Annotated in this window: 22 protein-coding genes; 10 read left to right on the top strand and 12 right to left on the bottom strand. The window is 69.4% G+C overall.

Annotated elements, in window-relative coordinates; translation table 11 throughout:
• Nucleotides 1–12: 12 nt before the first annotated feature.
• Complete coding sequence (locus ACT3S2_RS01885) at nt 13–876, top strand: fumarylacetoacetate hydrolase family protein (RefSeq protein ID WP_444561131.1); 864 nt, start codon at nt 13–15, stop codon at nt 874–876.
• Between the two features lie 19 nt (nt 877–895).
• Here the strand turns inward: ACT3S2_RS01885 and ACT3S2_RS01880 are convergent, their stop codons facing one another.
• Together ACT3S2_RS01880 and ACT3S2_RS01875 are read right to left on the bottom strand one after the other, a co-directional pair.
• Nucleotides 896–1,573, bottom strand: a complete 678-nt coding sequence (locus ACT3S2_RS01880; RefSeq protein WP_444561130.1) for a FadR/GntR family transcriptional regulator — start codon at nt 1,571–1,573, stop codon at nt 896–898.
• Nucleotides 1,570–2,847, bottom strand: a complete 1,278-nt coding sequence (locus tag ACT3S2_RS01875; protein WP_444553898.1) for an MFS transporter — start codon at nt 2,845–2,847, stop codon at nt 1,570–1,572. The genes ACT3S2_RS01880 and ACT3S2_RS01875 overlap by 4 nt, the downstream gene beginning before the upstream one ends.
• 82 nt (nt 2,848–2,929) lie before the next feature.
• Between ACT3S2_RS01875 and rraA the strand changes: the two genes are divergently transcribed.
• From rraA to ACT3S2_RS01855, 4 genes are all read left to right on the top strand, one after another.
• Nucleotides 2,930–3,394 carry a ribonuclease E activity regulator RraA gene (gene rraA / locus ACT3S2_RS01870; RefSeq protein ID WP_444553899.1) on the top strand — a complete coding sequence of 155 codons (465 nt, stop codon included), beginning with the start codon at nt 2,930–2,932 and terminating at the stop codon, nt 3,392–3,394.
• Nucleotides 3,395–3,445: 51 nt separating this feature from the next.
• Nucleotides 3,446–4,081: a hypothetical protein gene (locus tag ACT3S2_RS01865; protein WP_444561129.1), complete on the top strand. Its 636-nt coding sequence runs from the start codon at nt 3,446–3,448 to the stop codon at nt 4,079–4,081.
• Between the two features lie 112 nt (nt 4,082–4,193).
• Nucleotides 4,194–4,910 carry a YcnI family copper-binding membrane protein gene (locus ACT3S2_RS01860; RefSeq protein ID WP_444561128.1) on the top strand — a complete coding sequence of 239 codons (717 nt, stop codon included), beginning with the start codon at nt 4,194–4,196 and terminating at the stop codon, nt 4,908–4,910.
• A 63-nt stretch (nt 4,911–4,973) separates the two neighbouring features.
• The gene (locus ACT3S2_RS01855) at nt 4,974–5,549 is read left to right on the top strand and encodes a copper resistance CopC family protein (RefSeq protein WP_444553902.1); all 576 of its coding nucleotides are present in this window, start codon (nt 4,974–4,976) and stop codon (nt 5,547–5,549) included.
• Between the two features lie 21 nt (nt 5,550–5,570).
• Here ACT3S2_RS01855 and ACT3S2_RS01850 read toward each other — a convergent pair whose 3' ends face one another.
• Complete coding sequence (locus ACT3S2_RS01850) at nt 5,571–6,416, bottom strand: HpcH/HpaI aldolase/citrate lyase family protein (protein WP_444553903.1); 846 nt, start codon at nt 6,414–6,416, stop codon at nt 5,571–5,573.
• A gap of 149 nt (nt 6,417–6,565) precedes the next feature.
• On the opposite strand from ACT3S2_RS01850, the gene ACT3S2_RS01845 reads away from it, so the two are divergent.
• Nucleotides 6,566–7,663 (top strand): YihY/virulence factor BrkB family protein, encoded by a 1,098-nt coding sequence (locus ACT3S2_RS01845; protein WP_444553904.1) that lies wholly within the window; start codon nt 6,566–6,568, stop codon nt 7,661–7,663.
• Here the strand turns inward: ACT3S2_RS01845 and ACT3S2_RS01840 are convergent.
• Together ACT3S2_RS01840 and ACT3S2_RS01835 are read right to left on the bottom strand one after the other, a co-directional pair.
• The gene (locus ACT3S2_RS01840) at nt 7,660–8,907 is read right to left on the bottom strand and encodes an NAD(P)/FAD-dependent oxidoreductase (RefSeq protein WP_444561127.1); all 1,248 of its coding nucleotides are present in this window, start codon (nt 8,905–8,907) and stop codon (nt 7,660–7,662) included. The genes ACT3S2_RS01845 and ACT3S2_RS01840 overlap by 4 nt on opposite strands.
• Nucleotides 8,904–9,947: a Gfo/Idh/MocA family protein gene (locus ACT3S2_RS01835; RefSeq protein WP_444553906.1), complete on the bottom strand. Its 1,044-nt coding sequence runs from the start codon at nt 9,945–9,947 to the stop codon at nt 8,904–8,906. Before ACT3S2_RS01835 ends, ACT3S2_RS01840 begins: the two co-directional genes overlap by 4 nt.
• Nucleotides 9,948–10,126: 179 nt before the next feature.
• Between ACT3S2_RS01835 and ACT3S2_RS01830 the strand changes: the two genes are divergently transcribed.
• Nucleotides 10,127–10,555 carry a LapA family protein gene (locus ACT3S2_RS01830; protein WP_444553907.1) on the top strand — a complete coding sequence of 143 codons (429 nt, stop codon included), beginning with the start codon at nt 10,127–10,129 and terminating at the stop codon, nt 10,553–10,555.
• 70 nt (nt 10,556–10,625) lie between these two features.
• On the opposite strand, the gene ACT3S2_RS01825 is transcribed toward ACT3S2_RS01830, so the two are convergent.
• Together ACT3S2_RS01825 and ACT3S2_RS01820 are read right to left on the bottom strand one after the other, a co-directional pair.
• Nucleotides 10,626–12,218: a GMC family oxidoreductase gene (locus ACT3S2_RS01825; RefSeq protein WP_444553908.1), complete on the bottom strand. Its 1,593-nt coding sequence runs from the start codon at nt 12,216–12,218 to the stop codon at nt 10,626–10,628.
• A 36-nt stretch (nt 12,219–12,254) separates the two neighbouring features.
• Nucleotides 12,255–13,772: an aldehyde dehydrogenase family protein gene (locus tag ACT3S2_RS01820; RefSeq protein WP_444553910.1), complete on the bottom strand. Its 1,518-nt coding sequence runs from the start codon at nt 13,770–13,772 to the stop codon at nt 12,255–12,257.
• A gap of 308 nt (nt 13,773–14,080) precedes the next feature.
• Between ACT3S2_RS01820 and ACT3S2_RS01815 the strand changes: the two genes are divergently transcribed.
• Nucleotides 14,081–14,377, top strand: a complete 297-nt coding sequence (locus tag ACT3S2_RS01815; RefSeq protein ID WP_444553911.1) for a DUF503 domain-containing protein — start codon at nt 14,081–14,083, stop codon at nt 14,375–14,377.
• Between the two features lie 18 nt (nt 14,378–14,395).
• Here the strand turns inward: ACT3S2_RS01815 and ACT3S2_RS01810 are convergent, their stop codons facing one another.
• Together ACT3S2_RS01810 and ACT3S2_RS01805 are read right to left on the bottom strand one after the other, a co-directional pair.
• A complete protein-coding gene (locus tag ACT3S2_RS01810; RefSeq protein ID WP_444553912.1) occupies nt 14,396–15,583 on the bottom strand; it encodes an NAD(P)-dependent malic enzyme in 1,188 nt (395 codons plus the stop codon).
• A gap of 232 nt (nt 15,584–15,815) precedes the next feature.
• Complete coding sequence (locus ACT3S2_RS01805) at nt 15,816–16,661, bottom strand: carbon-nitrogen hydrolase family protein (RefSeq protein ID WP_444553921.1); 846 nt, start codon at nt 16,659–16,661, stop codon at nt 15,816–15,818.
• Nucleotides 16,662–16,744: 83 nt separating this feature from the next.
• Between ACT3S2_RS01805 and ACT3S2_RS01800 the strand changes: the two genes are divergently transcribed.
• A complete protein-coding gene (locus ACT3S2_RS01800) occupies nt 16,745–17,155 on the top strand; it encodes a helix-turn-helix domain-containing protein (protein WP_444553922.1) in 411 nt (136 codons plus the stop codon).
• Between the two features lie 58 nt (nt 17,156–17,213).
• Nucleotides 17,214–18,509, top strand: coding sequence for an aminotransferase-like domain-containing protein (locus ACT3S2_RS01795; protein WP_444553913.1), 1,296 nt, complete (start codon nt 17,214–17,216; stop codon nt 18,507–18,509).
• Nucleotides 18,510–18,540: 31 nt separating this feature from the next.
• Here ACT3S2_RS01795 and ACT3S2_RS01790 read toward each other — a convergent pair whose 3' ends face one another.
• The 3 genes from ACT3S2_RS01790 to ACT3S2_RS01780 are packed head-to-tail and all read right to left on the bottom strand — an operon-like array spanning nt 18,541 to nt 21,304.
• Nucleotides 18,541–19,263, bottom strand: a complete 723-nt coding sequence (locus tag ACT3S2_RS01790) for an NUDIX hydrolase (protein ID WP_444553914.1) — start codon at nt 19,261–19,263, stop codon at nt 18,541–18,543.
• A gap of 17 nt (nt 19,264–19,280) precedes the next feature.
• Nucleotides 19,281–19,862, bottom strand: a complete 582-nt coding sequence (gene idi / locus ACT3S2_RS01785; protein WP_444561126.1) for an isopentenyl-diphosphate Delta-isomerase — start codon at nt 19,860–19,862, stop codon at nt 19,281–19,283.
• A gap of 56 nt (nt 19,863–19,918) precedes the next feature.
• A complete protein-coding gene (locus tag ACT3S2_RS01780) occupies nt 19,919–21,304 on the bottom strand; it encodes a dihydrolipoamide acetyltransferase family protein (protein WP_444561125.1) in 1,386 nt (461 codons plus the stop codon).
• Between the last annotated feature and the right edge of the window lie 31 nt (nt 21,305–21,335).

Here is a 21,335-nt window from a genome sequence, read left to right as displayed (position 1 = left end):
TGGGATGGTGGCATGAAACTTGCCACCCTCCGCAGGCCCGGAACCGGGGCCACCTTCGCCGCGGTCATCCACGGCGAGAAGGCCCACGAGCTGACGGGCTTTCCCGACGTCGGGGCCTTTTTGACCGCCGACGAGCAGAGCCGCGCCGAAGCCGTCGCGGCGGCCGATCCCGCCGCCTCCCTGCGGACCACGCCCCCGGGGATTCCGGTGACCGAGGCCGACTTCGCGACCTTGGTGGGAGCCCCGGAGAAGGTCTTCTGCATCGGGCTGAACTACCGCAACCACATCCTGGAGACCGGGCAGGAACTGCCCGAGCACCCCACGGTGTTCACGAAGTTCGCCCGCTCGCTCACCGGCCCGATGGACCCGATCGACGTGCCGCCGGAGGACCACCGACTCGACTGGGAGGGCGAGTTGGCCCTCGTCATCGGCGCCCCGGGCCGCCGGATCCCCGAAGCCGATGCCGCCAAGCACATTGCCGGCTACGCGGTCGCCAACGACATTTCGATGCGCGGTTGGCAGGGCCGGACCACCGAATGGCTGGCCGGCAAATGCTGGGAGGCCTCCACCCCCGTGGGCCCCTATCTGGTCAGCGCCGACGAGTTTCCGGACCGGGCCCGCATCCGCACCCGCGTCAACGGCGAAACCATGCAGGAGGACTCGACCGCGGATCTGGTCTTCGGCCCCGCCCGCCTGGTCGCCTACCTCTCCACCCTGGTGACGTTGGTCCCCGGGGACCTGATCCTCACCGGGACCCCGGCAGGGGTGGCCCTGGGGCGTCGCAACGAACAGGGCCGCCACCCCTGGCTCAAGGCCGGGGATGTGCTCGAAACAGGCATCGACGGGCTCGGCACCCAACGCAACCGGGTCCGCTAGGAGGTCGCTGGGTCCTGGCTCAGCCGGCCTCGGTGAAGGAGAGGCAATACAGCAGGTTCGCCACCGTGCTGCGATCCGCGGCATCCGGGTCCGCGGCGGCGATCGCCTCGACCAGTTCCTCATGACCTTCGGCCCGGCACCCGTCGAAACCGCGGTGGAGGCGTTGGGCCAGCTTGGACCCGTGGAAGACGTCGCCGAAACTGGCATACAGTTCGACCAGCAGGGCATTGCCGGAGGCACGCGCCACCGCCAGATGGAACGTCCAGTCGGCGTCGATCCACCCCTCGATGTCCTCGGCCTCCCAGGCCCGACGACGTTCGGTCAGGATCACCCGCAGCTGCTCCACCTCGGCGTCCCCGGCGACGGCCGCGGCCAAGCGGGCGGCCTGGGCATCCAGGGCGAATCTGACCTGCATGACTTCCTGGTCGGAATGACGCTGGTAGACCTGCCCGATGGCGCCTTCGATCTCGCTGCGGGTGCGCACATAGGTCCCGTCCCCGCGCCGGACCTCCAGCATGCCCGCATGCGCCAGTGCCTTGATGGCCTCGCGCAGCGTGCCCCGGGAGACGGCGAAGCGTTCGATCAGCGCCGGCTCCGCAGGGATTCGCGCCCCGACCGGCCACTCACCAGAACTGATGGCCCGGCGCAGGGCATCGGTGACTTGTTGGACCAAGGGCGTCCGCGACGGAATGCTCATGCCGCCACCTCGCGCCGGGGCGACCTGCCGGCCCGGCGCCCCGGACCGCTCGGGCCATCGGAGGTCAACGCGAGCGCCAGCAGCAACTGGACCACGGCGACGGCGAACAACACCCACAACGGTCCGGTCCAGCCGCCCGTCCGGGTATGCAGCAGCGCGAGGCCGAAGGGTCCCGCGCTGGCCACCAGGTAGCCCACCGACTGGGCGACCGTGGAGATCGCCGTGGTTTCCGCGGCATTGCGGCCACTGCGGCTGATGACCACCAGCAGCAAGGGGAAGATCGTCAGTCCAAGGCCCAGCAGGACCACGGAGAGGACGGAGAAGTCGACCGGCAGCAGGATCAGGCAGCACAGACCCAGCAGGATCCCGACACAACAGACCATGAAGGCCGGGCGCAGCAGGTGCGGGCGGGTGGCCATGGCCAACAGCACCACCGTTGCGGGAATCGTGACCAGCTGCATGAGCCCCAACATGATTCCCGCGTTCGCGGGGGCCATGCCCCGGGAGATCAGGATGACCGGCAACCAGCTGATCAGCGAATAGACCAACAGCGCCTGGACCGTGAAGAACCCGGTGATCAGCAGGCCCTTGCGGGTCCGCAGGACGGCCAGCAGCGATCCCCCGGATTCGGCCGGGGCCACCGGGTCGGCGGCATCCTGCCGGGGCCGCGGTCGACCGGCGATCGCCAACGGGAGGAAGACCAGGACCGAGACAGCGGCCAGGATCGACCAGGCCGCCAAACCCAGGCTCGGGGATCCCAGCTGCCGGGCCAGCGGGACGCCGAGCGCCGAGGCGGCCGTGGCCCCGAGGGACATCGTGATCGTGTACGTCCCGGTCAGGGCCGAAGTCCGGTGGGCATAGTGCTCCCGGATGAAGGAGGGCATCGCCACGTTGCACAACGCGATCCCGCACATTCCGGCCACGGTGCCCACCAGCAGCATGCCCACCGAGGGGATCGCACGGATCGCCAGCCCGGCGGCCAGGATGATCAGGGCCAGCAGGATGGTCCGTTCCACACCGATCCTGCGGACCAACCAGGCCGTCGCCGCACCGGCGAAGGCGAAGGTGACCGTGGGGATGGAGGGGAGGATGGCGGCCACCAGCGGCCCGTACCCGAGCACGGCCTGCAGATCGTGGAACAAGGCGGCGGCACTGGTGATGCCGGCCCGCAGGTTCAGCCCCACCAGCACCACGGCGAGCACCCCGAGCACCGTGATCCACCGCCCCCGGGGCAGGACGACGGCCGGTGGATCGGTGGTTCTCGAGGAAGGCATGGGAAAACATTAGACGTCTGATGTTTACTGGACCAACTGTTGTGATCCACATCCTGTCCGTGGTTCGTTTTATGCTGGGTTCATGACTTTCACCACCTGCGACCTGTTCGACGACGACGAATCGCTCCAGACCCTGTCCCTTCAGCTGCAGAACCTGGGCGGTCGGACCCGCTTCAGCGGCCCGGTCCGGACCATCCGCTGCGACCGCGACAACGCCCTGCTCAAACAGACCCTGAACAGCCCCGGCGAGGGCGCCGTGCTCGTCGTCGACGGCGGCGGCTCGCTGGAAACCGCGCTCATGGGGGACATGATCGGTGAAGCCGCCGTGGCCAACGGCTGGTCGGGTGTGGTCATCCACGGCTGCATCCGTGACCGCGTCGCCCTAGCCGAACTGGACCTGGGCGTGAAGGCGATGGGCTCGAATCCGCGCAAATCCTCCAAACACGGCACCGGGGAGGCCGACGTCGTCCTCTCCTTCGGCGGGGTCGACTTCCGGCCGGGGGCCATGCTGCATTCGGACGAGGACGGGATCGTCGTCGAGGCCTGAGCCGCCCGGCGATAGTTCGTTGCGGCCACCGGCATGACGGGAGCAGACCCGATGAGCACCAGGGCACCACTGCGCCTGTGGCGTTCGATCGCGGTCACCTCCACGGTGATGGCCCTCGCTGCCGGGGCGCACGTACTCGGCGGCGGACCGCTGCCGGGACTGCCGGTCCTGGTGCTGCTCGCGGCACTGGTCAACCTGCCCGTGGTGCTGCTGGCGGGTCGACGCCTGTCCCTGCCCACGCTCACCGCCGTCCTGGGGCTCGGCCAATGGTCCCTGCATCATGCCTTCGCCTGGTTCGCCACACCACCGGACTGCACCGGCGGGGCACCGGAGGTCCCCTTCGGCCACCACGGCTCCGTGGTGGCCGGGATCTGCGGCAGCGCGTCCCCGCTGGCCCACGGGGCGGCAGCCCACTGGGGGTCCATGGGTCTGCCGATGATCACGGCCCATCTACTGGCCATCTTCCTCTCCGCGGTGGCGTTGGCCCGCGGCGAGGCGGCCTTGTGGATGCTCATGGCCTGGCTCTCCCCGCTGGCCTCGCTGCCCCGCCCGGCCCCCTTGGCACCGAAGGGCCCCGTCCAGCAGGCCATGTTCGCCCTGCCGCTCCTCCGGCCCCGGTCCAACGCCCGCGCCGAACGTCTGCGCGGACCACCCCGGGCACTCCTCCCGCGTTCGCTGCGCCCCTGACCCGACGGGGCGGCGGATTCGGGGCATCCCCTCCCACCCCGGGAACCGGAGTGGGAGCACCGTGAACCGCCCGAAGGCCGTGCCCCGCACGGCCCATTGCAAAGGAAACCCCATGACTTCTCCCCACGCCGCTCCGACCCGCCACCGGGTCCTGACCTCCACGGCGGCCCTCGCCGCCACCGGCGCCCTGATGGCCCTGGGTGCCGGGGCCGCCTCCGCCCACGTGACCGTCAGTCCGAACCAGACCGCCGAGGGCTCCTACGCCCAGGCGACTTTCAGCGTCCCCAATGAATCGGAGTCGGCCACCACCGACAAGCTGACCGTCTCACTGCCGACCGATACCCCGTTCATGTCGGTGAGGGTCAAGCCGGTCGACGGTTGGAAGGCCACCGTCAAACGCACCAAACTGGACGAGCCCGTGGAATCCCACGGTTCCACGGTGACCGAGGCGGCGAGCTCGATCACCTGGACGGCAGACCGGGCCCACCGGATCGGCCAGGATGAGTTCCAGACGTTCACCGTCTCTCTGGGCACCCTGCCGGAAGCCGGCACCGATGTGGTCCTGCCCGCCTCCCAGCATTACACCGACGGGTCCGTGGTGAAGTGGGACGAATCCGCGAAGGACGGTGCCGAACCCGAGCATCCGGCCCCCACCTTCACCACCACCGCGGCCGCCTCGGCGGCCCCGTCCGGCACGGCCGGGGCCGCGGACGCCCCGGCGGCCGGCTCGGAGGGAACGGCGACGGCCGCCTTGTGGATCGGGGTCGCAGGAATCCTGCTGGGCGCCGTCGCCCTGGTGCGGACCGTCGGTTCGCGCAGGAACCAATAGCACTACCCGGTGGCCCGTCGTTCCGGCGGGCCACCGGGCCCCGACTCTTTGAAAGCGAATCCCATGAACCAGCATCGGTCCACCCTCTCGTTGCGGAAGGCCGGCACCCGTGCGGCGGGCCTGCTCGCCGTTCTGCTCCTGGCCCTTCTGGGGCCCATCGGCGCCGCGAGCGCCCACGACCAGTTGATCTCCAACGACCCCGGCTCCGGCTCCACCGTGGAGGCCATGCCGCAGAAGATCGTCCTGACCTACAACAACACCCCCATCGCCATCGGCTCGGAGATCCGGGTCGAGGACGACGCAGGCACCAACTGGGCCGCCGGCCCCGCGAAGGTCACCGACCGCGATGTCGAACAGGCCATCCAGGACGGGACCCCGGCCGGCGAGTACACCGTGAAGTGGCGGGTGGTCTCCTCCGATGGCCATCCGATCCAGGGGACGTTCACGTTCACCACCACCAGCGGGGCGCCGGAAGGTGCCGCCACGCCATCGGCAGCCGCGGACGAGGACACCGGCGAATCCACCCGGGAGGCCGATGGGCAGGGTCTGGCCCCGTGGATCATCCCGACCGGGCTTGCGGTACTGATCGTCATCGGTGCCGGGACGGCCATCCTCTGGCGTCGACGCCCCGGCAACTAGGCCGGGCCGCCACAGACGGGATCAGGCGTTCCAGAGTCCGTAGGAGTCGGCCAGATCCGCGATCTTCTGGGCGCGGGCCAGACGCGGCAGGTAGGAGCCGTCGCCGACCGAGGCGCCGGCGGCGTGGGCCTCGAGCAGCTCGTGGGCCCAGGAAAGCTCGTCGGTGCTCGGGGAGAGGTCCTCGTTGATGTCATCGACCTGTGAGGCCGAGAGGCTCAGCTTGCCGGTCATCCCCATCGTGGCGGTGGTCCGGCAGCTGGCGTGTACGGCCTCGGAGCCGGCCCCGGCGGCCGCCGGACCGTCGATGGCCCCGGGCAGCTGGCCGACGCGGGAGGCCACCACCAGCTTGCCGCGGGCATAGGCCAGGGCCAGCGGGTCGTCGGAGACGCCGGTGTCCTTGCGGAAGTCGTTGACGCCGAAGGCCAGCCGGAACGTGCCGGGGGCCGAGGCGATCGGGGTGGCGTTTTCGATGCCGACCGCCGATTCGATCAGGGCCAGGACCGGGGTGCCGGCCTGCAGGCGCATCGCCGTCAGGGTCACCTGTTCGGGCTTTTCGGTCATCGCCAACATGACCCCGCGCAGCCCCTTGGCCTTGGACAACGCCGCCAGGTCCTCGGCCCAGAACTCGGTTTCGATCCCGTTGACCCGCACCCAGGCGGTCATCCCGGTGCTCAGCGCCTCGACCACGGCATCGCGGGCCTCGGCCTTCTGGTCATCGGGCACGGAGGCTTCCATGTCGAAGATGACGGAGTCCGCTTCGGAGGACAACGCCGGGGCAAACGATTCGGGGTTCGCGGCATTGACCAGCAACCACGAGCGGGAAAGTTTGGCAGGCAGGGACGCGGCGCGGCGGTTACGAAGGGACATACCTACACACTACCGAGTTGGCGCCCCCGCCTTCCACCGGACGGGGCGGGCATCACACCCGGCCCGGGAGGTTGTGCCTCCCGGTGCCTCATGCTTGACTTTCAGTGCCCACGAAAACCCACGTCAACCACTAGTCAGCGGAGGCTTCCATGCCAGGTCATCGCCACGCCACCCCGGAGAACGGCACTGCTGCCGATACCTCCGCGAAGGGCCGCAACGCCCCCTCGCCCGACGACGATCGCAAGCCCTCGGCCCCGACCGACCTACGCGGCCCCTCCTGGAAATACGTGTTGAAAAGGTCCATGCACGAGTTCACCCGGAACAAGTGCACCGATATGGCGGCGGGCCTGACCTACCACGCGGTGCTTTCGGTCTTCCCGGCCCTGCTGGCGATGGTCTCCCTGCTGGGCGTCGTCGGCCAGGCCGAATCCACCACCAAGGCGCTGATCGGTTTCCTCGAACAGTTCGCCAGCGAGGGGGTCGTCGATACGTTGCGTCAGCCCATCGAACAGCTGGCCAACACCCCGTCGGCCGGGTTGGCCCTCATCGTCGGCATCCTCGGCGCCCTGTGGTCGGCCTCGGGCTACACCGGGGCCTTCGGACGGTCGATGAACAAGATCTACGACGTGGCCGAGGGCCGCTCCTTCTTCAAACTCAAGCCGGTGCTGCTGCTGGTGACCCTGGTGATGCTGTTGGTCGCCGTCGTCGTGGTGGTCCTGCTGATCGTCTCGGGCCCCATCGCCAAGACCCTCGGCGACCTGATCGGTTTCGGCGACACCGCCGTCATGGTCTGGGGCATCGCCAAATGGCCGCTGGCCGTGCTGCTGGTCATCCTCGTGATCGCCATCCTCTACTACGGCACCCCGAACGTGAAGCAGCCCAAGTTCCGGTGGCTCAGCATCGGTTCGGTCATCGCGTTGGTGGTCCTGGCGGTGGCCACCGTCGGATTCTTCTTCTACGTCTCCAACTTCGGCAGCTACAACGCGACCTACGGGGCCATTGGCGGGGTCATCGTCCTGCTGCTGTGGATCTGGATCGCGAACCTGTCGTTGCTGCTGGGAGCCGTCTTCGACGCGGAGATGGAAAGGGCCCGCCAGCTCCAAGGTGGCATCAAGGCCGAACGGTCGGTGCAGTTGCCCCCACGCGACACCAAGGCCAGCGATAAGCAGGCCCTGGTCGAGGAACGTGACGTCCAGGCCGGCAGCTCTTTGCGGCACCAGTCGGTGCGCGAGCCCGAAGACAGCTAGCGGGCGAGCTTCTTGAGGTTGACGGCGGGGTCGGCCAATTGGGCGGGGTCCACGCGGATCCGCCGGTCGATGATCCGGCGGGCCGCCTTCACCGCCAGCCCGCCGTCGACCGCGGCACAGCCGAGCAGATAACCCTCGCCGTCAACCCGGAAGGCCATGACGGGCACGCCGTCGGCCTCGCGGATCACGGTGGTCCCCGGGGCGGTCATCGACCCCACGCCCTCGACGTGGACCCCGTGGCGGTCGGACCAGAACCAGTCGGCCCGTGGGGCCGGGGCGTCGCCCCCGATGATGGCCGAGGCGGCCTGGTGTCCGGAGTTCATGGCGTTCTCCCAGTGCTCCGCCCGGCGTTTGAGCACGCCGCCGGTGGTGCGGGTCCGGGCGCAGTCCCCCACAGCGTAGACGCGTCGGTGGCTGGTGCGTTGCCTCTCATCCACGATGATCCCGCCGTCGACCTCCAGCCCGGCCGACTCGGCGAGCGCCGTGTTGGGGGTGATCCCGACCCCCACCAGGACGGCGTCGGCGGTGATCTGCTCCCCGCTGGCCAGCGCGATCCGGTGGTGTTCCCCGTCGCGGGTGATGGTTTCGGGGATGCCGGTCACCACGGTGATCCCCTTCTCGGTGTGCATGGCGTGCAGACGCCGGGCCAGTTCCGGGCCGACGGCCGGGACCAGGGGCGGATCCATGGGGTCGATGAGGACGACGACGGCCCCGAGTTCACGGGCGGCGGACGCGGTTTCTGCCCCGATGAGTCCCGCCCCGATGATCGCCAACCGGGTGCCGGGCCGCAGCACCGTGCGCAGCCGGTCCGCGTCGGCCCGGTGGCGCAGCTCCAGCACGGTATCCAGGTCGCCGCCGGGGATCGAGAGCTTGCGGGCTGTCCCCCCGGTGGCCAGCACCAGCACGTCCGCGGCCAGGGCCGTACCGTCGGCCAGGACGGCTTCGCCGGCCCCCGGGCGCACGGTGGCCACGGTGCCGGTGAGGATCTCGACCTCGTGCTCCCGGCACCACGCGGCGTCGGCGAGCAGCAGGCCGGCCTGATCGGTGTGCCCGAGCAGATAGGCCTTGCTCAAGGGGGGCCTGTCGTAGGGCAGCCCCTCGGGATCCACGATCCGCACCCCGCCGGTATGGCCCAGGCTGCGCAATTGGCGGGCCACGGAAAATCCTGCCAGCCCGGCACCGATGATCAGGACCGAGGCTTCCGGCCCCGGTGCCGCCTGGTCGTGGCTGGCTACGGGGTTCATGCCCGGTTCCTCTCGTGGATGTCTTCGATGATCTGCAAGGTGGCCACGGCATCCGCCGGGTCCACCGGAAGCGGGCCGTGGCCGTGGACCCCGGCGGCGAAGCTGCGATAGAACTTCGGATAGGCGCCCACGTCGGAGGGCACCGTCTCCATGGCCCCCGGCACGCCGAGGCGGCCCCACTCGTTATCGGGCACCCGCCCATATCCGGCGTCGTCGGGTTCCATTCCGGCGTCGAGCGCCGCCTCCTGCCCGTCGGTTCCCCACGTTTCGAAGCCGGCCTCGGTCCCCAGGACCCGGAAGCGGGGTGCCGGGACCGCGAAGTGCAGCCCGACCGATAGATGCGAGTCCACCCCGCTGTGGTGCCGGATGACGATGGAGGCATCCTCATCGGCATCGGAACCGCCGGTGCTGAGGCGCCGGGTCAGCCCGTACACCGAGTCCGCCGGCCCGAACAGGACCAGTGCCTGGTCGATGACGTGGGTGCCCAGATCGAACAGGACTCCCCCGCCGCCGGCGATCCCCGCGCTGTCCTTCCAATCGCGCAACCCCGCGGGTTTCCACCGTTCGAACCGTGATTCGAAGGTGTGCACCTCGCCGAGCGCCCCGTCCCGGACCAGACGCGAGAGAGTCAGGAAGTCGGCGTCCCACCGACGGTTCTGGAACACCGAGAGTTTCACGGCGGCGGCCCGGGCCGCCTCGATGACTTCACGCCCCTCGGCAGCGGAAGTGGCGAAGGGCTTGTCGAGAACCACATGCAGGCCGTGGCCGATCGCTCTCAGGGCCAGGGCGGCATGGGTCGCTGGCGGGGTCCCGATGACCACCACATCGAAGTCGGCGGCCCGGGCGAAGAGGCTCTCGGCGTCCGGCATGATCAGCGTGTCGGGATGGGCCGCGGCGGCAGCAGCCGCGCGTTCGGGGTTGCCGGTGATGATCGCGTCGAGGGAATAGTCGGGGTCCGCGGCAATCAGGGGGGTGTGGAAGACCCGGCCGGACAGCCCGTATCCCAGTACGGCAGTACGCAATTTCGGGCGCGGGATCACGTTGGCTCCTTCGGGACGGTCATACGCCAAACCCTACCAATCCGGGCGCCGGCGGCGCGGGCACGTAAACTGTCCCCAGGGTCCGGAACGCATCCACGCACCGGCCCACCCCCGGCAGTCCGGGCCCGGAAACAACCGGGGACGGACGGAACCGGCCCGCGTCGACGAAAGGTAGTGCCATGGCCAAGGACCCGCAGGATCGCCCGAAGCCGGCGAAGACCCCCCGGGAGCCGGCACCCGGAACCCCCTCGGGTGGCGCACCCGCCGGAGGGACCCCCGAGCACCGCCCCGGAACCAGCGACGGGGCCGGACGCCCCGAGGACCCGATGCGGGTGACCCGCAGCGGGGTCATGTGGACGGCAACCGTCCTGGCGTTGGTGTTCCTGGTGCTGCTGATCATCTTCATCGCGCAGAACACCAATACGGTGCAGCTGCGCTACTTCGGCTGGGAGGGGACGGTCCAACTCGGACTGGCGCTCTTCGTTGGAGCGGTCGGCGGCGGCATCATCGTAGCCATTGCCGGTGCCGCCCGCATCGTCCAATTGCGCAGCCACGCCCGCAAGGGAAGAGTCAAGCCGGGCAAGCCCGGGAAGAAATCCACGCAGTAGGTCCCCACAGACGAAGGGCCGCCCCGCATTCCGCGGGGCGGCCCTTGACTTTTTCCCTGCCGGCGACCGGTCAGCCCTTGCGGGCCTGCTTGATCAGTTCGGCGCACCGCTCACCGATCATCATGGTGGTGATGTTCGGGTTCACGGTGACCTGCTCGGGCATCACCGAGGCGTCGGCCACGCGCAGCCCCGTGACCCCCTTGACCCGCAGTTCGGGGTCCAGCGGCGACAGATCGTCGTCGATGGGCCCCATGCGCACGGTGCCGACCGGATGGTAGACGGTGTTGTGCGTGCGCCGGATGTAGTCGGCGATCTCCTCGTCCGACTGGGTTTCCGTCCCCGGGTAGAGTTCGCGCCCGGCCCATTCGGCCATGGCCGGCTGGGAGACGATCTCGCGGGCCTTGCGGATGCCGGCGATCATCACGCGCATGTCATGGCCTTCGGGGTCGGTGAAGTAGCGCGGGTCGACCTTGGGCTTATCGCGGAAGTCGCCGCTGCGCAGGCGCACGGTACCGCGTGACTTCGCGTGGGTGACGTTCGGGGTCAGGCAGAAGCCGTTCTCCGTGGTCGGGTAGCCCTGACGCAGGGTGTGCATGTCGAAGGGCACCGAACCGTAGTGCATCATCAGGTCGGGACGATCCAGGCCCTCGGTGGTCTGCGTGAAGATCCCGATCTCCCACCACTGGGTCGATTCGGACACCATCGGCTGCTTCGCTTCCCACTGGATGACCCCCTCGGGGTGGTCCTGCAGGTGTTCGCCCACCCCGGGGGAATCCACGCGGACCTCGACCCGGTTCTCCTTCAGCTGTGCTGCCGGGCCGATCCCCGAGAGCATCAACAGCTTCGGCGAGTCGATGGCCCCGGTGGAAACGATGACCTCCTCGCGGGCGGTGAGGTGATGGGTCTTGCCGAATCCGTTGTCCACGACCGCGACGCCGGTGCACCTGTTGGCCTCGTCGAAGGTCAGGACCTTGGCTCGCAGCCCGGTGAGCAGATGGAAGTTCTTCCGGTCGGCAATCGGGTGGATGTAGGACACCGAGCTGGAGGAGCGGGTGCCGTCGGCCTTGCGGTTGATCTGGAAGAAGTTCGCCCCGTTGGTGACGGTGGCGTTGTCGTTGAACTTCGCCCGCGGGATCCCGGCCTGTTCGGCGGCGTCGAGCACCGCCACGCCGCTGGGATCCGCCGGGGGGACGTTCATCAGGTGCACGGGCCCGGAGTCGCCGTGGTGCGGGGCCCCGGGCCCCGCGTCTTCGTTGGTCTCCAACTGCTTATACAGCCGGAAGGCGGTCTCGGCGTTCCAACCGGTGGCCCCGTATTTCGACTCCCATTCGTCCAGGTCCTCGCGCGGGGCCCAGAAGGCGATGCAGGAGTTGTGGCTGGAGCACCCGCCCATCACCTTGGCGCGGGCGTGGCGCATGAACGAGTTGCCGTTCTCCTGCTCCTCGATCGGGTAGTCCCAGTCGTAGCCGGATTCGAGTAGTTCCATCCAGCGGTCCAGCTGCAGGATCTCATCGATTCCCCGGTCATCGGGACCGGCCTCGACCAGGGCCACCTCGAGTGAGGGATCCTCGCTCAGGCGGGCGGCGACGGCGGCACCGGCGGACCCGCCGCCGACGACGATGTAGTCGAAGGCCGAACCGTCCAACGTCTCGAAATCAGTCATTTTAAGTACTCTCCTTGGCTCAGGCTCGGAAACGGGCTAGGCGCGGTCGGCGAACCAGCCGGTGACTTGCGGGGCCGTGTTCTGGTAGATGTGCTTGGCTTCCTGGTACTCGCCCAGCCCGGTCGGGCCGAGCTCGCGACCGACGCCCGACTGGCCCATGCCGCCCCATTCGGCCTGCGGCAGGTAGGGGTGGAAGTCGTTGATCCAGATGGTGCCGTGACGCAGGCGTCCGGCGACCCGCTGGGCCCGTCCGGCATCCTGGGTCCAGACGGCGCCGGCCAGGCCGTAGACGGTGTCATTGGCGGTGGCAACGGCTTCGTCCTCGGTGGAGAACGTCTCGACGGTGACCGTGGGACCGAAGGCCTCGTCCGTGACGACGGACATGCCCCGGCTGACCTGGTCCAGGATGGTCGGCAGGTAGTAGTGCCCGGCCCCCAGCCCGGTTCCGTCCTCCTCGGTGGCGGCCCGACCGCCGGTGCGCAGACGGGCGCCTTCGGCGACGCCCCTCTTCACGTAGGCGTCCACCTTCTGAAGGTGGGCGGCGGAGATCAGCGGGCCGGTTTCGGCCTCGTCGTCGTAGGGGCCGCCGATGCGGATGTCCTCGGCCCGGCGGACCAGTTCATCCACGAAGGCTTCGGCGATGGACTCGTGGACGAGCAGCCGGGCCCCGGCTGAGCAGACCTGGCCGGAATGCACGAAGGCACCGTTGAGGGCGTTGTCCACGGCGGCGTCGAAGTCGGCGTCGGCGAAGACGACGTTGGGGTTCTTGCCTCCCAGTTCCAGCGCGACCTTCTTCACGGTTCCTGCGGCGCCTGCGGCGATCACCCGACCGGTGACCAGGCCGCCGGTGAAGGAGACCATGTCGATGTCGGGGTGGCTCGACAGCGGGGCCCCCGCGGTGGCCCCGGCACCGGTGACCAGGTTCGCGACGCCGTCGGGCAGACCGAGTTCGGCGAAGAGGTCCATGATCAGGATGGACGTCGACGGCGTCAGCTCGGCGGGCTTGAGCACGAATGAACACCCCGCGGCAATGGCCGGGGCCATCTTCCAGGCGGCCTGCAGCAGCGGGTAGTTCCAGGGGGTGATCATCCCGCACACACCGACCGGTTCGTAGGCGATGCGGGAGACGACCGTGTTGTCCCCGGCATCGACGACGCGTCCGGCATCCTGACCGGACAACCGGCCGAAGTACTCGAAGCAGTTGGTGATGTCGTCCATGTCGATCCGCGATTCGAGGATGCGCTTGCCGGTGTCACCGGTCTCGGCGCGGGCGAACTCCTCCTTGCGTTCACGCAACCGCTCGGCGACCTTGAGCAGGAAGGCCCCGCGTTCGGGAGCCGGAACCGAGGACCAGACCCCGGAGTCGAAGGCCGCCCGGGCCGCGGCGATCGCCCGCTCGGTATCGGCTGCTGCCGCCTCGGAGGCCGTGGCGACATGCGTGCCATCGGCCGGGCAGATGATCTCGCGGGTTTCACCGGAGGCTGCCGCCTCCCATTGCCCGCCGATGAACAGTGTGTGCTGGTTGGGGTACGGGGTCTGCGGCGTAGCGGTCATGCCTGCTCCTTCGGGTTGCGGGGTGCTTCGTCTTCGGGGCCGATGGCGGCGCCGAAGCAGGCGAACTGGTGGGTCAGCGTCCGGTCGGGTCCCGGGGGCCGTCACCGGCGGGTGGCCAGGCATTCGGTGGCCGGGCGGATCCGGCCGTTTTGCTCGAAGTCATATTCAGCACAGTAACAAGAAGGAGGGCCGACGTAGAGTGCCCGTGCATGTTAGCACGGGGTATCGGTGAGCAAACGCACACCGGAACCGGCCGGTCGCCGCCGGCTCCCCTTGGCCCTTCCCCCGGCATGACGCAGGATGGGGGCATGTGGTTCGGTTGGGTTGAGTTCGATGTGCTGCTCGGCGATGTGCACTCGCTGAAGGCCAAACGCGCCGTCGTCCGCCCCCTCGTGGCCGAACTGCGGCGACGCTTCGAGGTGTCCGTCGCCGAAACCAGCCACCAGGACCTCCACCGGCGGGCCGGCATCGCCGCCGGTGTCGTGGCCGCGGATGCCGGCCACGCCATCGAGGTGCTCGACGGCGTCGAACGCCTGGTCGCGGGCCGGCCCGAGATCGACCTTCTCAGCGCCCGGCGCCGGCTCCACTCCTCCGAGGACGAGTAGGGTCCTCCCCGGTCCGGCCTACTCCCCGGAGGCGACCTCCTGCACGGCCGCGGCCACCGCGGCGGCCACCCGCGGGTCCAGGGGCGAAGGGACGATGAAGTCGGCAGCCAGGTCCCCACCGACCAGATCGGCGATGGCCCGGGCCGCAGCGATCTTCATCCGTGGGGTGATCCGCCGTGCCGACGCGTCCAGGGCCCCGCGGAAGATCCCCGGGAAGGCCAACACGTTGTTGATCTGGTTCGGGAAGTCGCTGCGCCCGGTGGCGACGACCTGCCCGAAACGGGCCGCGACCTCGGGCATGACCTCGGGGTCCGGATTCGACAGCGCGAAGATGATCGCGCCGTCGTTCATGGCCTCCAGATCCTCCGCGGGGACCTGCGAGGAGGAGACCCCGATGAAGGCGTCGGCCCCGTCGAGGGCCTCGCGGATCCCGCCCATGACCGAATCGCGGTTGGTGATGGCCGCATATCTGGCCTTGATCGGGTTCAGGTCGTTCCGGTCACGGTGGATGACCCCCTGTGAATCGACCAGCACGACGTCGCCGATGCCGACATTGACCAGGATGTCGGTGATCGCGATGCCTGCGGCCCCGGCGCCGGAGACGACCACGCGCAGCCCGGCCAGCTCCTTGCCGACCACCCGGGCCGCGTTGGTCAGTGCCGCCAGGACCACCACCGCGGTTCCATGCTGGTCGTCGTGCATCACCGGGCAGTCCAGGGCCTCGATGAGGCGTTCCTCCAGTTCGAAGCAACGCGGTGCCGAGACGTCCTCGAGGTTGATCGCCCCGAAACTGGGACGCAACCGGACCAGGGTCTCGATGATCTCCTCGACATCGGTGGTCTCGAGCACCAGCGGAATGGAGTTCAACCCACCGAATTCCTTGAACAGGGCACATTTCCCTTCCATGACGGGCAACGACGCCGCGGCGCCGATGTCGCCCAGCCCCAGCACGGAGGTCCCGTCGGAGACCACGGCCACCAGCCGGGAAGCCCAGGTGTGGGTGGCGTGGCGGGCCGGGTCCTCGGCGATCGCGCGGGAGACCTGGGCGACCCCCGGGGTGTAGGCGATGGACAGGGCCCGCTTCGAATCCAGGGCCATCGTGGACTGGACGGAGAGCTTTCCGCCTTCATGGGCGGCAAAGACCTCCCCGCTGCTCACGGGCGTCGTGGGGCCGGGGGTGGTTTCAGGGGTGGTCGAGATGGACATGTGGATGCTCCTGGAGAAAGACTGCCGTTCGGGAAGCGGGCCCGGCGCGGATGAACGCGGACTGCCTGTTCTCCGGCGACCGGGTCGTCACGCGAAGGGCAGCCTGCCCTGCTCTGCGGCGGCCGGCCCGGGGTGGTGGCTCGCGGCGCTGGCGCAGTGGTCAGTACTTTCTTTAGACCGTTGTCCACCAGAGTAGGGCATCGATGGAGCCGACCCAACCATGACGGTGGCCCTAGCCGGCCTCGGCCTCGGTGGCCCCGGGGGCGACCACCCGGCCGTCGGGGCCGATCCGTCGGGCGTTGGCCAGCACCGGCAGTTTCCGGCGGGCCTGCTCGACCTCTGCGAGGTCGAGGTCCACGACGGTGAGCTCGGGGCCCTGCGGCAGGCAGGCCAGCGTGCGGCCCAGCGGTGAGATGACGGCGCTGCGGCCGACCCCCAACGGGGTGCTGTCGGTGGCGGGGCGTCCGCTGGCCGCGGGGTCGGCCTGGTCGCAGGCGACGATGAACGTCGTCGTATCCAGTGCCCGGGCCCGGATGAGGGCCTCCCACTGCTCGGCCTTGTCCGGGCCGTCGCCCCAGGAGGCACACACCAGGTTCACCGTGGCGCCGGCCGCCGCGTTCGCCCGGAACAGATCGGGGAAACGCACGTCGTAGCAGATCGACAGCCCGAAGACGACGCCGTCGAGTTCGAAGGTGGCGATCGATCCACCCGCGGTCACGGCATCGGATTCGGCGAACCCGTAGGCGTCGTAGAGGTGGATCTTGTCGTAGCTGGCCTCCACCCCGGGGCCGGTGGCCAGCAGCGTATTGCGCACGCGCCCGTCCTCGCCGGGGGTGAACATCCCGTGGACCGTGACGATGCCCAGTTCGGCCGAGAGGGCGCGGATCCGTCGGGCCCAGTCCCCGTCCAGGGGCTGGGCCACCTCGGCCAGCGGGTTGCCGAAGGCGCACATGGTGGCTTCGGGAAAGACCACGACGGCGGCACCGGCGTCCCGGGCCCGGGCCGCCCGGTCACGGACCAGACCGAGGTTGGCCTCCAGATCGGCGGTGGAGTTGATCTGGGCCAGAGCGATTTTCAACGTCATGTCTTCGAGGTTGCCATACCCCGCCGATCCGCCCAAGGGCCCCGCCGGCAGGGCATGATGGTCTCATGCCACAGGAGATGACTGCCTTGACCAGAACCACCCAGCATGAGGCGCTGGCGGGACCCGACGCCGCCCGGCTGGCCCGGGCGTTGGGGGAGTCCGCCGATGCGACGGTGTTCGTCAACGGCACGGCACTGCGCCTGCCGTCGGCGGCGGCCGGAGCCGTCTTGGATCTGCTCGGCCGCCTGGCCGACGGGGAAGCGGTCGTGCTCAGCACCGCCGAGCGATGGCTGAACACTTCCCAGGCGGCCCGGCTGGCCGGGGTGTCCAACACCTACATGCGCAACCTCACCGATGCGGGGACCATCCCGGTCGAGTACCGCGGCAGCCACCGCAGGATCAAGCCCGCGGACATCACGGCCTGGGTGGCCTCCCGGCGGGTGGAGGCCCCGCCCGCGGATCAAGGGGGCGGCGAGACCCCCGAATAAACATCTCCTCGGTAACAACTGTTGCCTCATGGTGAACCCATGTTGTTACGATGTGAGGGTGAACACAGCAGAGAACCCCACCGCCCAGGACCGCGAATCGTTGCCCACCGAATCGGAGCTTGCCCTTGAGCGGGCCGAGGCCTCGACCCGACACGAGAGCCTGTTCTCCGAACGCGCCGCCAACATCAAGCAATCCGCCGTCCGGGACGTCTTCGACATCTCGCTGCGCCCGGGGCTGGTCTCGCTGGCCGGGGGAAACCCCTACCTCTCGTCGCTTCCCTTGGAGAAGATCGGGACGATGGCCCACCAGCTCATCGCCCAGGAGGGGCTGACTGCCCTACAATACGGTGGTGGCAAGGGCACCATCGAGCTGCGCCAACACATCTGCGAGGTCATGGCCGAGGAGGGCATCACCGACGTCGACCCCGAGAACATCGTGGTCACCGCCGGCTCACAATCGGCCCAGGACGTAGCCTGCAAGGTCTTCTGCGACCCCGGCGACGTCGTGCTGTGCGAGGACCCCACCTACGTCGGGGCCCTGAACACCTTCGAGGCCCACCAGATCCAGGTCGAATCGGTCGCCATGGACGAGGACGGGCTGGTTCCCGAGGCCCTGCGTGAACGCATCGCCGAGGTCACGGCCACCGGTAAGCGGATCAAGTTCCTCTACACGATCCCCAACTTCAACAACCCCTCGGGCATCTCGCTGGCCGCCGCACGCCGTCAGGAAGTCGTCGACATCTGCCGCGAGGCCAACATCCTCGTCCTCGAGGACAACCCCTACGGGCTGCTGAAGTTCGACGGCGAGCCCTACCCGACGCTGCGGGCGGACAACCCGGACGACGTGATCTACATGGGCTCGTTCTCCAAGATCCTGGCCCCCGGCCTGCGCATCGGCTGGGCGTTGCTGCCCGAGCACCTGACCCGCAGGTTCTACCTGGCCAGCGAGGCGGTGGTGCTCTGCCCACCGACCCTGAACCAGATGCTGATCACCAGCTACCTCGACGGGCATGACTGGCGCGGCCAGATCTCCGCCTACCGCGGACTGTATGCCGAGCGTTGCACGGCCATGCTCTCCGCCCTCGAGGAACTCATGCCGGAAGGGGTCCACTGGACCACGCCGACCGGGGGCTTCTTCATCTGGGTCACCCTCCCGGAGGGGATCGACACCTACCCGCTGCTCGCCGAGGCCATCGACGACGGCGTCGTCTTCATCCCCGGGGCGGCCTTCACCCCCGGGGACGAGCCGAACAACCGGTTGCGACTGGCCTTCAGCGCCATCGACCCGGAGAAGATCCACGAGGGCGTCAAGCGTCTGGCGGTCGTGTTGAACCGGGCCATCGACGCCGCCTGATCCCTCCGTGGGCCTCCAGGCCCCCGGTTCGTTACCGCTGCCCTGCGGACTGTTCGTGGAACCACGGCCGGACATCGAGGGTGATCCGGTTCCGGGCCCCCGGGGGTCCGGGGTGCCCGTCCAGGTCGTAGGCCTCGTCGCCGGCCCAGGCCACGATCGGGTGGCCCTCGTCGTTGCGGGCCCCGACGCTTTTGAAGTCCGCCGGTTCACTGGCCCGTGCGGCGGCCACCGCCGCTGCCGCGCTCCGGTGGCCGCTCAACCAGTTCAGCGTCATCCAGGTGGGCGGGACCAGTTCCATGGACCCGCCGGCGTGGCGTTCCAGGGCCTCGGCCGGGGTCAGCCACGCGTGATCGACATGCTCCTCGGGACTGAGCCGGAGCGGCCCGGTGGCCTCTGTGTCCACCGCCGCCAGGAAGAACCAGGTGAGCAGCCGTTTCGGCACGCTGGGCGGCGGGGTCCAGATGGACAGGGCGGCCAGATCCTCCTGGGCGATCACCATCCCGGTCTCCTCCCGGGTTTCGCGTACGCCGGCACACCGGGCGGCCCCGGCGGGCGGATCGGGGCAATCCCGCGGGACCTCGTCCCGGTCCTCCGGATCGACGTGGCCTCCGGGAAAGACCCAGGCCCCGGCGAAGGAACCGCGGTGGGAGGGCCGTTCCAGCAACAGCACCTCCAGTCCGCGGGGCGCATCGCGCAACAGCACCACGGTGGCCGCATCACCGTGCAGGGCGGGCTCGTGCGTGGCCTCGGGCATCGACGGTCCTTCGTCCCTCATCGGGTGGGTTCCGGACCGGGACCCCGGTAGGGGATCTCCCGGGAGTCCAGCTGCTCCAGCTGCAACACCAGCCACGGACTGAAGGCCCAGGGGGTGGCGCGGACCGCGGCGACCAGGTCCTGCGGAGCCACCCAGTGGTGTTCGGCGACTTCGCTGGGCCGGGGGTCGACCCCGGAGGCGGCCCGGGCGAAATACACCGGGCAGAACTCGTTCTCCACCACCCCCGAGGCATCCTCGGCCCGGTAGGCGAACTCCGGCAGGACCATCTCGACGGCACCCAGCTCCATCCCGAGCTCGAACCCGGCCCGACGGTGCACGGCATCCTCGCGGGGTTCACCCGGTGCGGGATGCCCGCAGACGGAATTCGTCCACACCCCAGGCCAGGCCTTCTTGGCCAGGGACCTGCGGGTGACCAGGACGCGCCCTTCGGCGTCGAAGACATGGCAGGAGAAGGCCAGGTGCAGCGGCGTCGTCCCGGTATGTACTTCCGCCTTGTCAGCGCTGTCGATCTCCTGGTGGTCGGCGTCGAGCAGCACCACGTTTTCGGCGGGCCCTGGTGGTGGCGTCCGGGTTCTCACGATGGGTTCCTCTCCCCTGGTCCTTCGGTGAAATCCGACATCCCCGGCGGATGCGGCTAATCGAGCAGCAGTGCCGGCTCTTCCATGATCGCGGCGATGTCGGCCAGGAAGCGGGCCGATAGATCGCCGTCGACCACCCGATGGTCGAAGCTACCACCCAAGGTGGTGATCCAGCGGGGGACGACGTCCCCGTCGACCACCCACGGCTTCTGCCGGATGGTGCCGAAGGCGATGATCGAGACTTCGCCGGGATTGATGATGGGGGTCCCGGTGTCGACGCCCAGGACCCCGATGTTGGTCACCGTCAGCGTGCCCTCGCGCATGTCCTCGGGCCGGGTCCGCCCTTCCCTGGCGGTGGTGGTCAGCTCGTTCAGGGCCATCGCCAGTTCCTTCAGGCTCAGATCCTGGGCGTCCTTGAGGTTCGGGACCACCAGGCCCCGCGGGGTCGCGGCTGCGATCCCGAGGTTCACGAAGTGCTTGACGTGGATTTCGGCGCCCTGCCCGGTATCCACCCAGCTGGCGTTGACGCCCGGGTTCCGCGCCGCGGCCCAGATGACCGCCTTGGTGAGGATCAGCAGCGGGGAGACCTTGATGCCTTCGAAGTCGCGGGACTTCTTCAGACGCTGGATGAACTCCATCGTCCGGGTGGCGTCGACATCGACGAAGATGCTCACATGCGGAGCGGCGGACACGGAGTCGACCATGGCCTTGGCGGTGGCCTTGCGCACCCCGCGCACCGGTTCACGGGTGATCCGCTGCGCCGTGGCCCCACCGGTGGGCCGGTGGTTGGTCAGGTCCTCGCGGGTGATCTGCCCGTGCGTACCGGTTCCGCGGACATCGGAGAGTTCGATGCCCAGGTCCTTGGCGATCTTGCGGACCGGCGGCTTGGCCAGCACCCGCTCGGGCGCCGGGGGCCCCGGGGTCGGAGCAGGCTTCGTGGCGGCTTCGGCCACCGGTGTTCCCGCGGGGGCAGGTGCGGGGCGGGCCGCGGCGCCCGGCGGGGTCGCGGAGGCACCGGGACGGGTGCGGGGGCGCCGGCGGACGGGATCCGACTTCGGGCCCGAGCCGACCAGCGGGCCTGGGGCCTGCTCCTCGACGGACGCCTCGGCCACCTCCCCGGGGGTCGGGGCCGGCGGCGGGGCAGCGCCGTCAGTGGGCGCCGGGGCGGCCGTGGCTTCCGGCTCGGCCGGGGCGCCGGGCTGTTGCCCGATTTCGTCGACGGAGAACAGCGGCTGGCCGACTTCCACGACCTGTCCTTCGGCGGCGTGCAGTTCGGTGACCACCCCGGCATACGGGCTGGGCAGTTCGACCAGGGACTTGGCGGTCTCGATCTCCACGAAGACCTGGTTGATCTCCACATGGTCGCCGGTCTTGACCTTCCAAGAGGCGATATCGGCCTCGGTCAGGCCTTCGCCGACATCGGGCAGGTTGAAGGTACTCATGGGTGGCTCCTTGGGCGCATGCTGTTCGGGG

The organism is Arthrobacter sp. AOP36-A1-22 (assembly GCF_052377615.1).
Lineage (GTDB): Bacteria > Actinomycetota > Actinomycetes > Actinomycetales > Micrococcaceae > Arthrobacter_H.
This window is presented reverse-complemented; position numbering and strand designations above follow the sequence as displayed.

Bases quoted from the DNA above. Each gene is read 5' to 3' on its own strand.
- ACT3S2_RS01780 (WP_444561125.1), bottom strand. From the start codon at position 21,304: ATGAGTACCTTCAACCTGCCCGATGTCGGCGAAGGCCTGACCGAGGCC.
- ACT3S2_RS01840 (WP_444561127.1), bottom strand. From the start codon at position 8,907: ATGAACCCCGTAGCCAGCCACGACCAGGCGGCACCGGGGCCGGAAGCC.
- ACT3S2_RS01810 (WP_444553912.1), bottom strand. From the start codon at position 15,583: ATGTCCATCTCGACCACCCCTGAAACCACCCCCGGCCCCACGACGCCC.
- ACT3S2_RS01830 (WP_444553907.1), top strand. From the start codon at position 10,127: ATGGCCAAGGACCCGCAGGATCGCCCGAAGCCGGCGAAGACCCCCCGG.
- ACT3S2_RS01845 (WP_444553904.1), top strand. From the start codon at position 6,566: ATGCCAGGTCATCGCCACGCCACCCCGGAGAACGGCACTGCTGCCGAT.
- ACT3S2_RS01880 (WP_444561130.1), bottom strand. From the start codon at position 1,573: ATGAGCATTCCGTCGCGGACGCCCTTGGTCCAACAAGTCACCGATGCC.
- ACT3S2_RS01860 (WP_444561128.1), top strand. From the start codon at position 4,194: ATGACTTCTCCCCACGCCGCTCCGACCCGCCACCGGGTCCTGACCTCC.
- ACT3S2_RS01850 (WP_444553903.1), bottom strand. From the start codon at position 6,416: ATGTCCCTTCGTAACCGCCGCGCCGCGTCCCTGCCTGCCAAACTTTCC.
- ACT3S2_RS01885 (WP_444561131.1), top strand. From the start codon at position 13: ATGAAACTTGCCACCCTCCGCAGGCCCGGAACCGGGGCCACCTTCGCC.
- rraA (WP_444553899.1), top strand. From the start codon at position 2,930: ATGACTTTCACCACCTGCGACCTGTTCGACGACGACGAATCGCTCCAG.
- ACT3S2_RS01820 (WP_444553910.1), bottom strand. From the start codon at position 13,772: ATGACCGCTACGCCGCAGACCCCGTACCCCAACCAGCACACACTGTTC.
- ACT3S2_RS01800 (WP_444553922.1), top strand. From the start codon at position 16,745: ATGACTGCCTTGACCAGAACCACCCAGCATGAGGCGCTGGCGGGACCC.
- ACT3S2_RS01815 (WP_444553911.1), top strand. From the start codon at position 14,081: ATGTGGTTCGGTTGGGTTGAGTTCGATGTGCTGCTCGGCGATGTGCAC.
- ACT3S2_RS01855 (WP_444553902.1), top strand. From the start codon at position 4,974: ATGAACCAGCATCGGTCCACCCTCTCGTTGCGGAAGGCCGGCACCCGT.
- ACT3S2_RS01875 (WP_444553898.1), bottom strand. From the start codon at position 2,847: ATGCCTTCCTCGAGAACCACCGATCCACCGGCCGTCGTCCTGCCCCGG.
- ACT3S2_RS01825 (WP_444553908.1), bottom strand. From the start codon at position 12,218: ATGACTGATTTCGAGACGTTGGACGGTTCGGCCTTCGACTACATCGTC.
- ACT3S2_RS01865 (WP_444561129.1), top strand. From the start codon at position 3,446: ATGAGCACCAGGGCACCACTGCGCCTGTGGCGTTCGATCGCGGTCACC.
- ACT3S2_RS01790 (WP_444553914.1), bottom strand. From the start codon at position 19,263: ATGCCCGAGGCCACGCACGAGCCCGCCCTGCACGGTGATGCGGCCACC.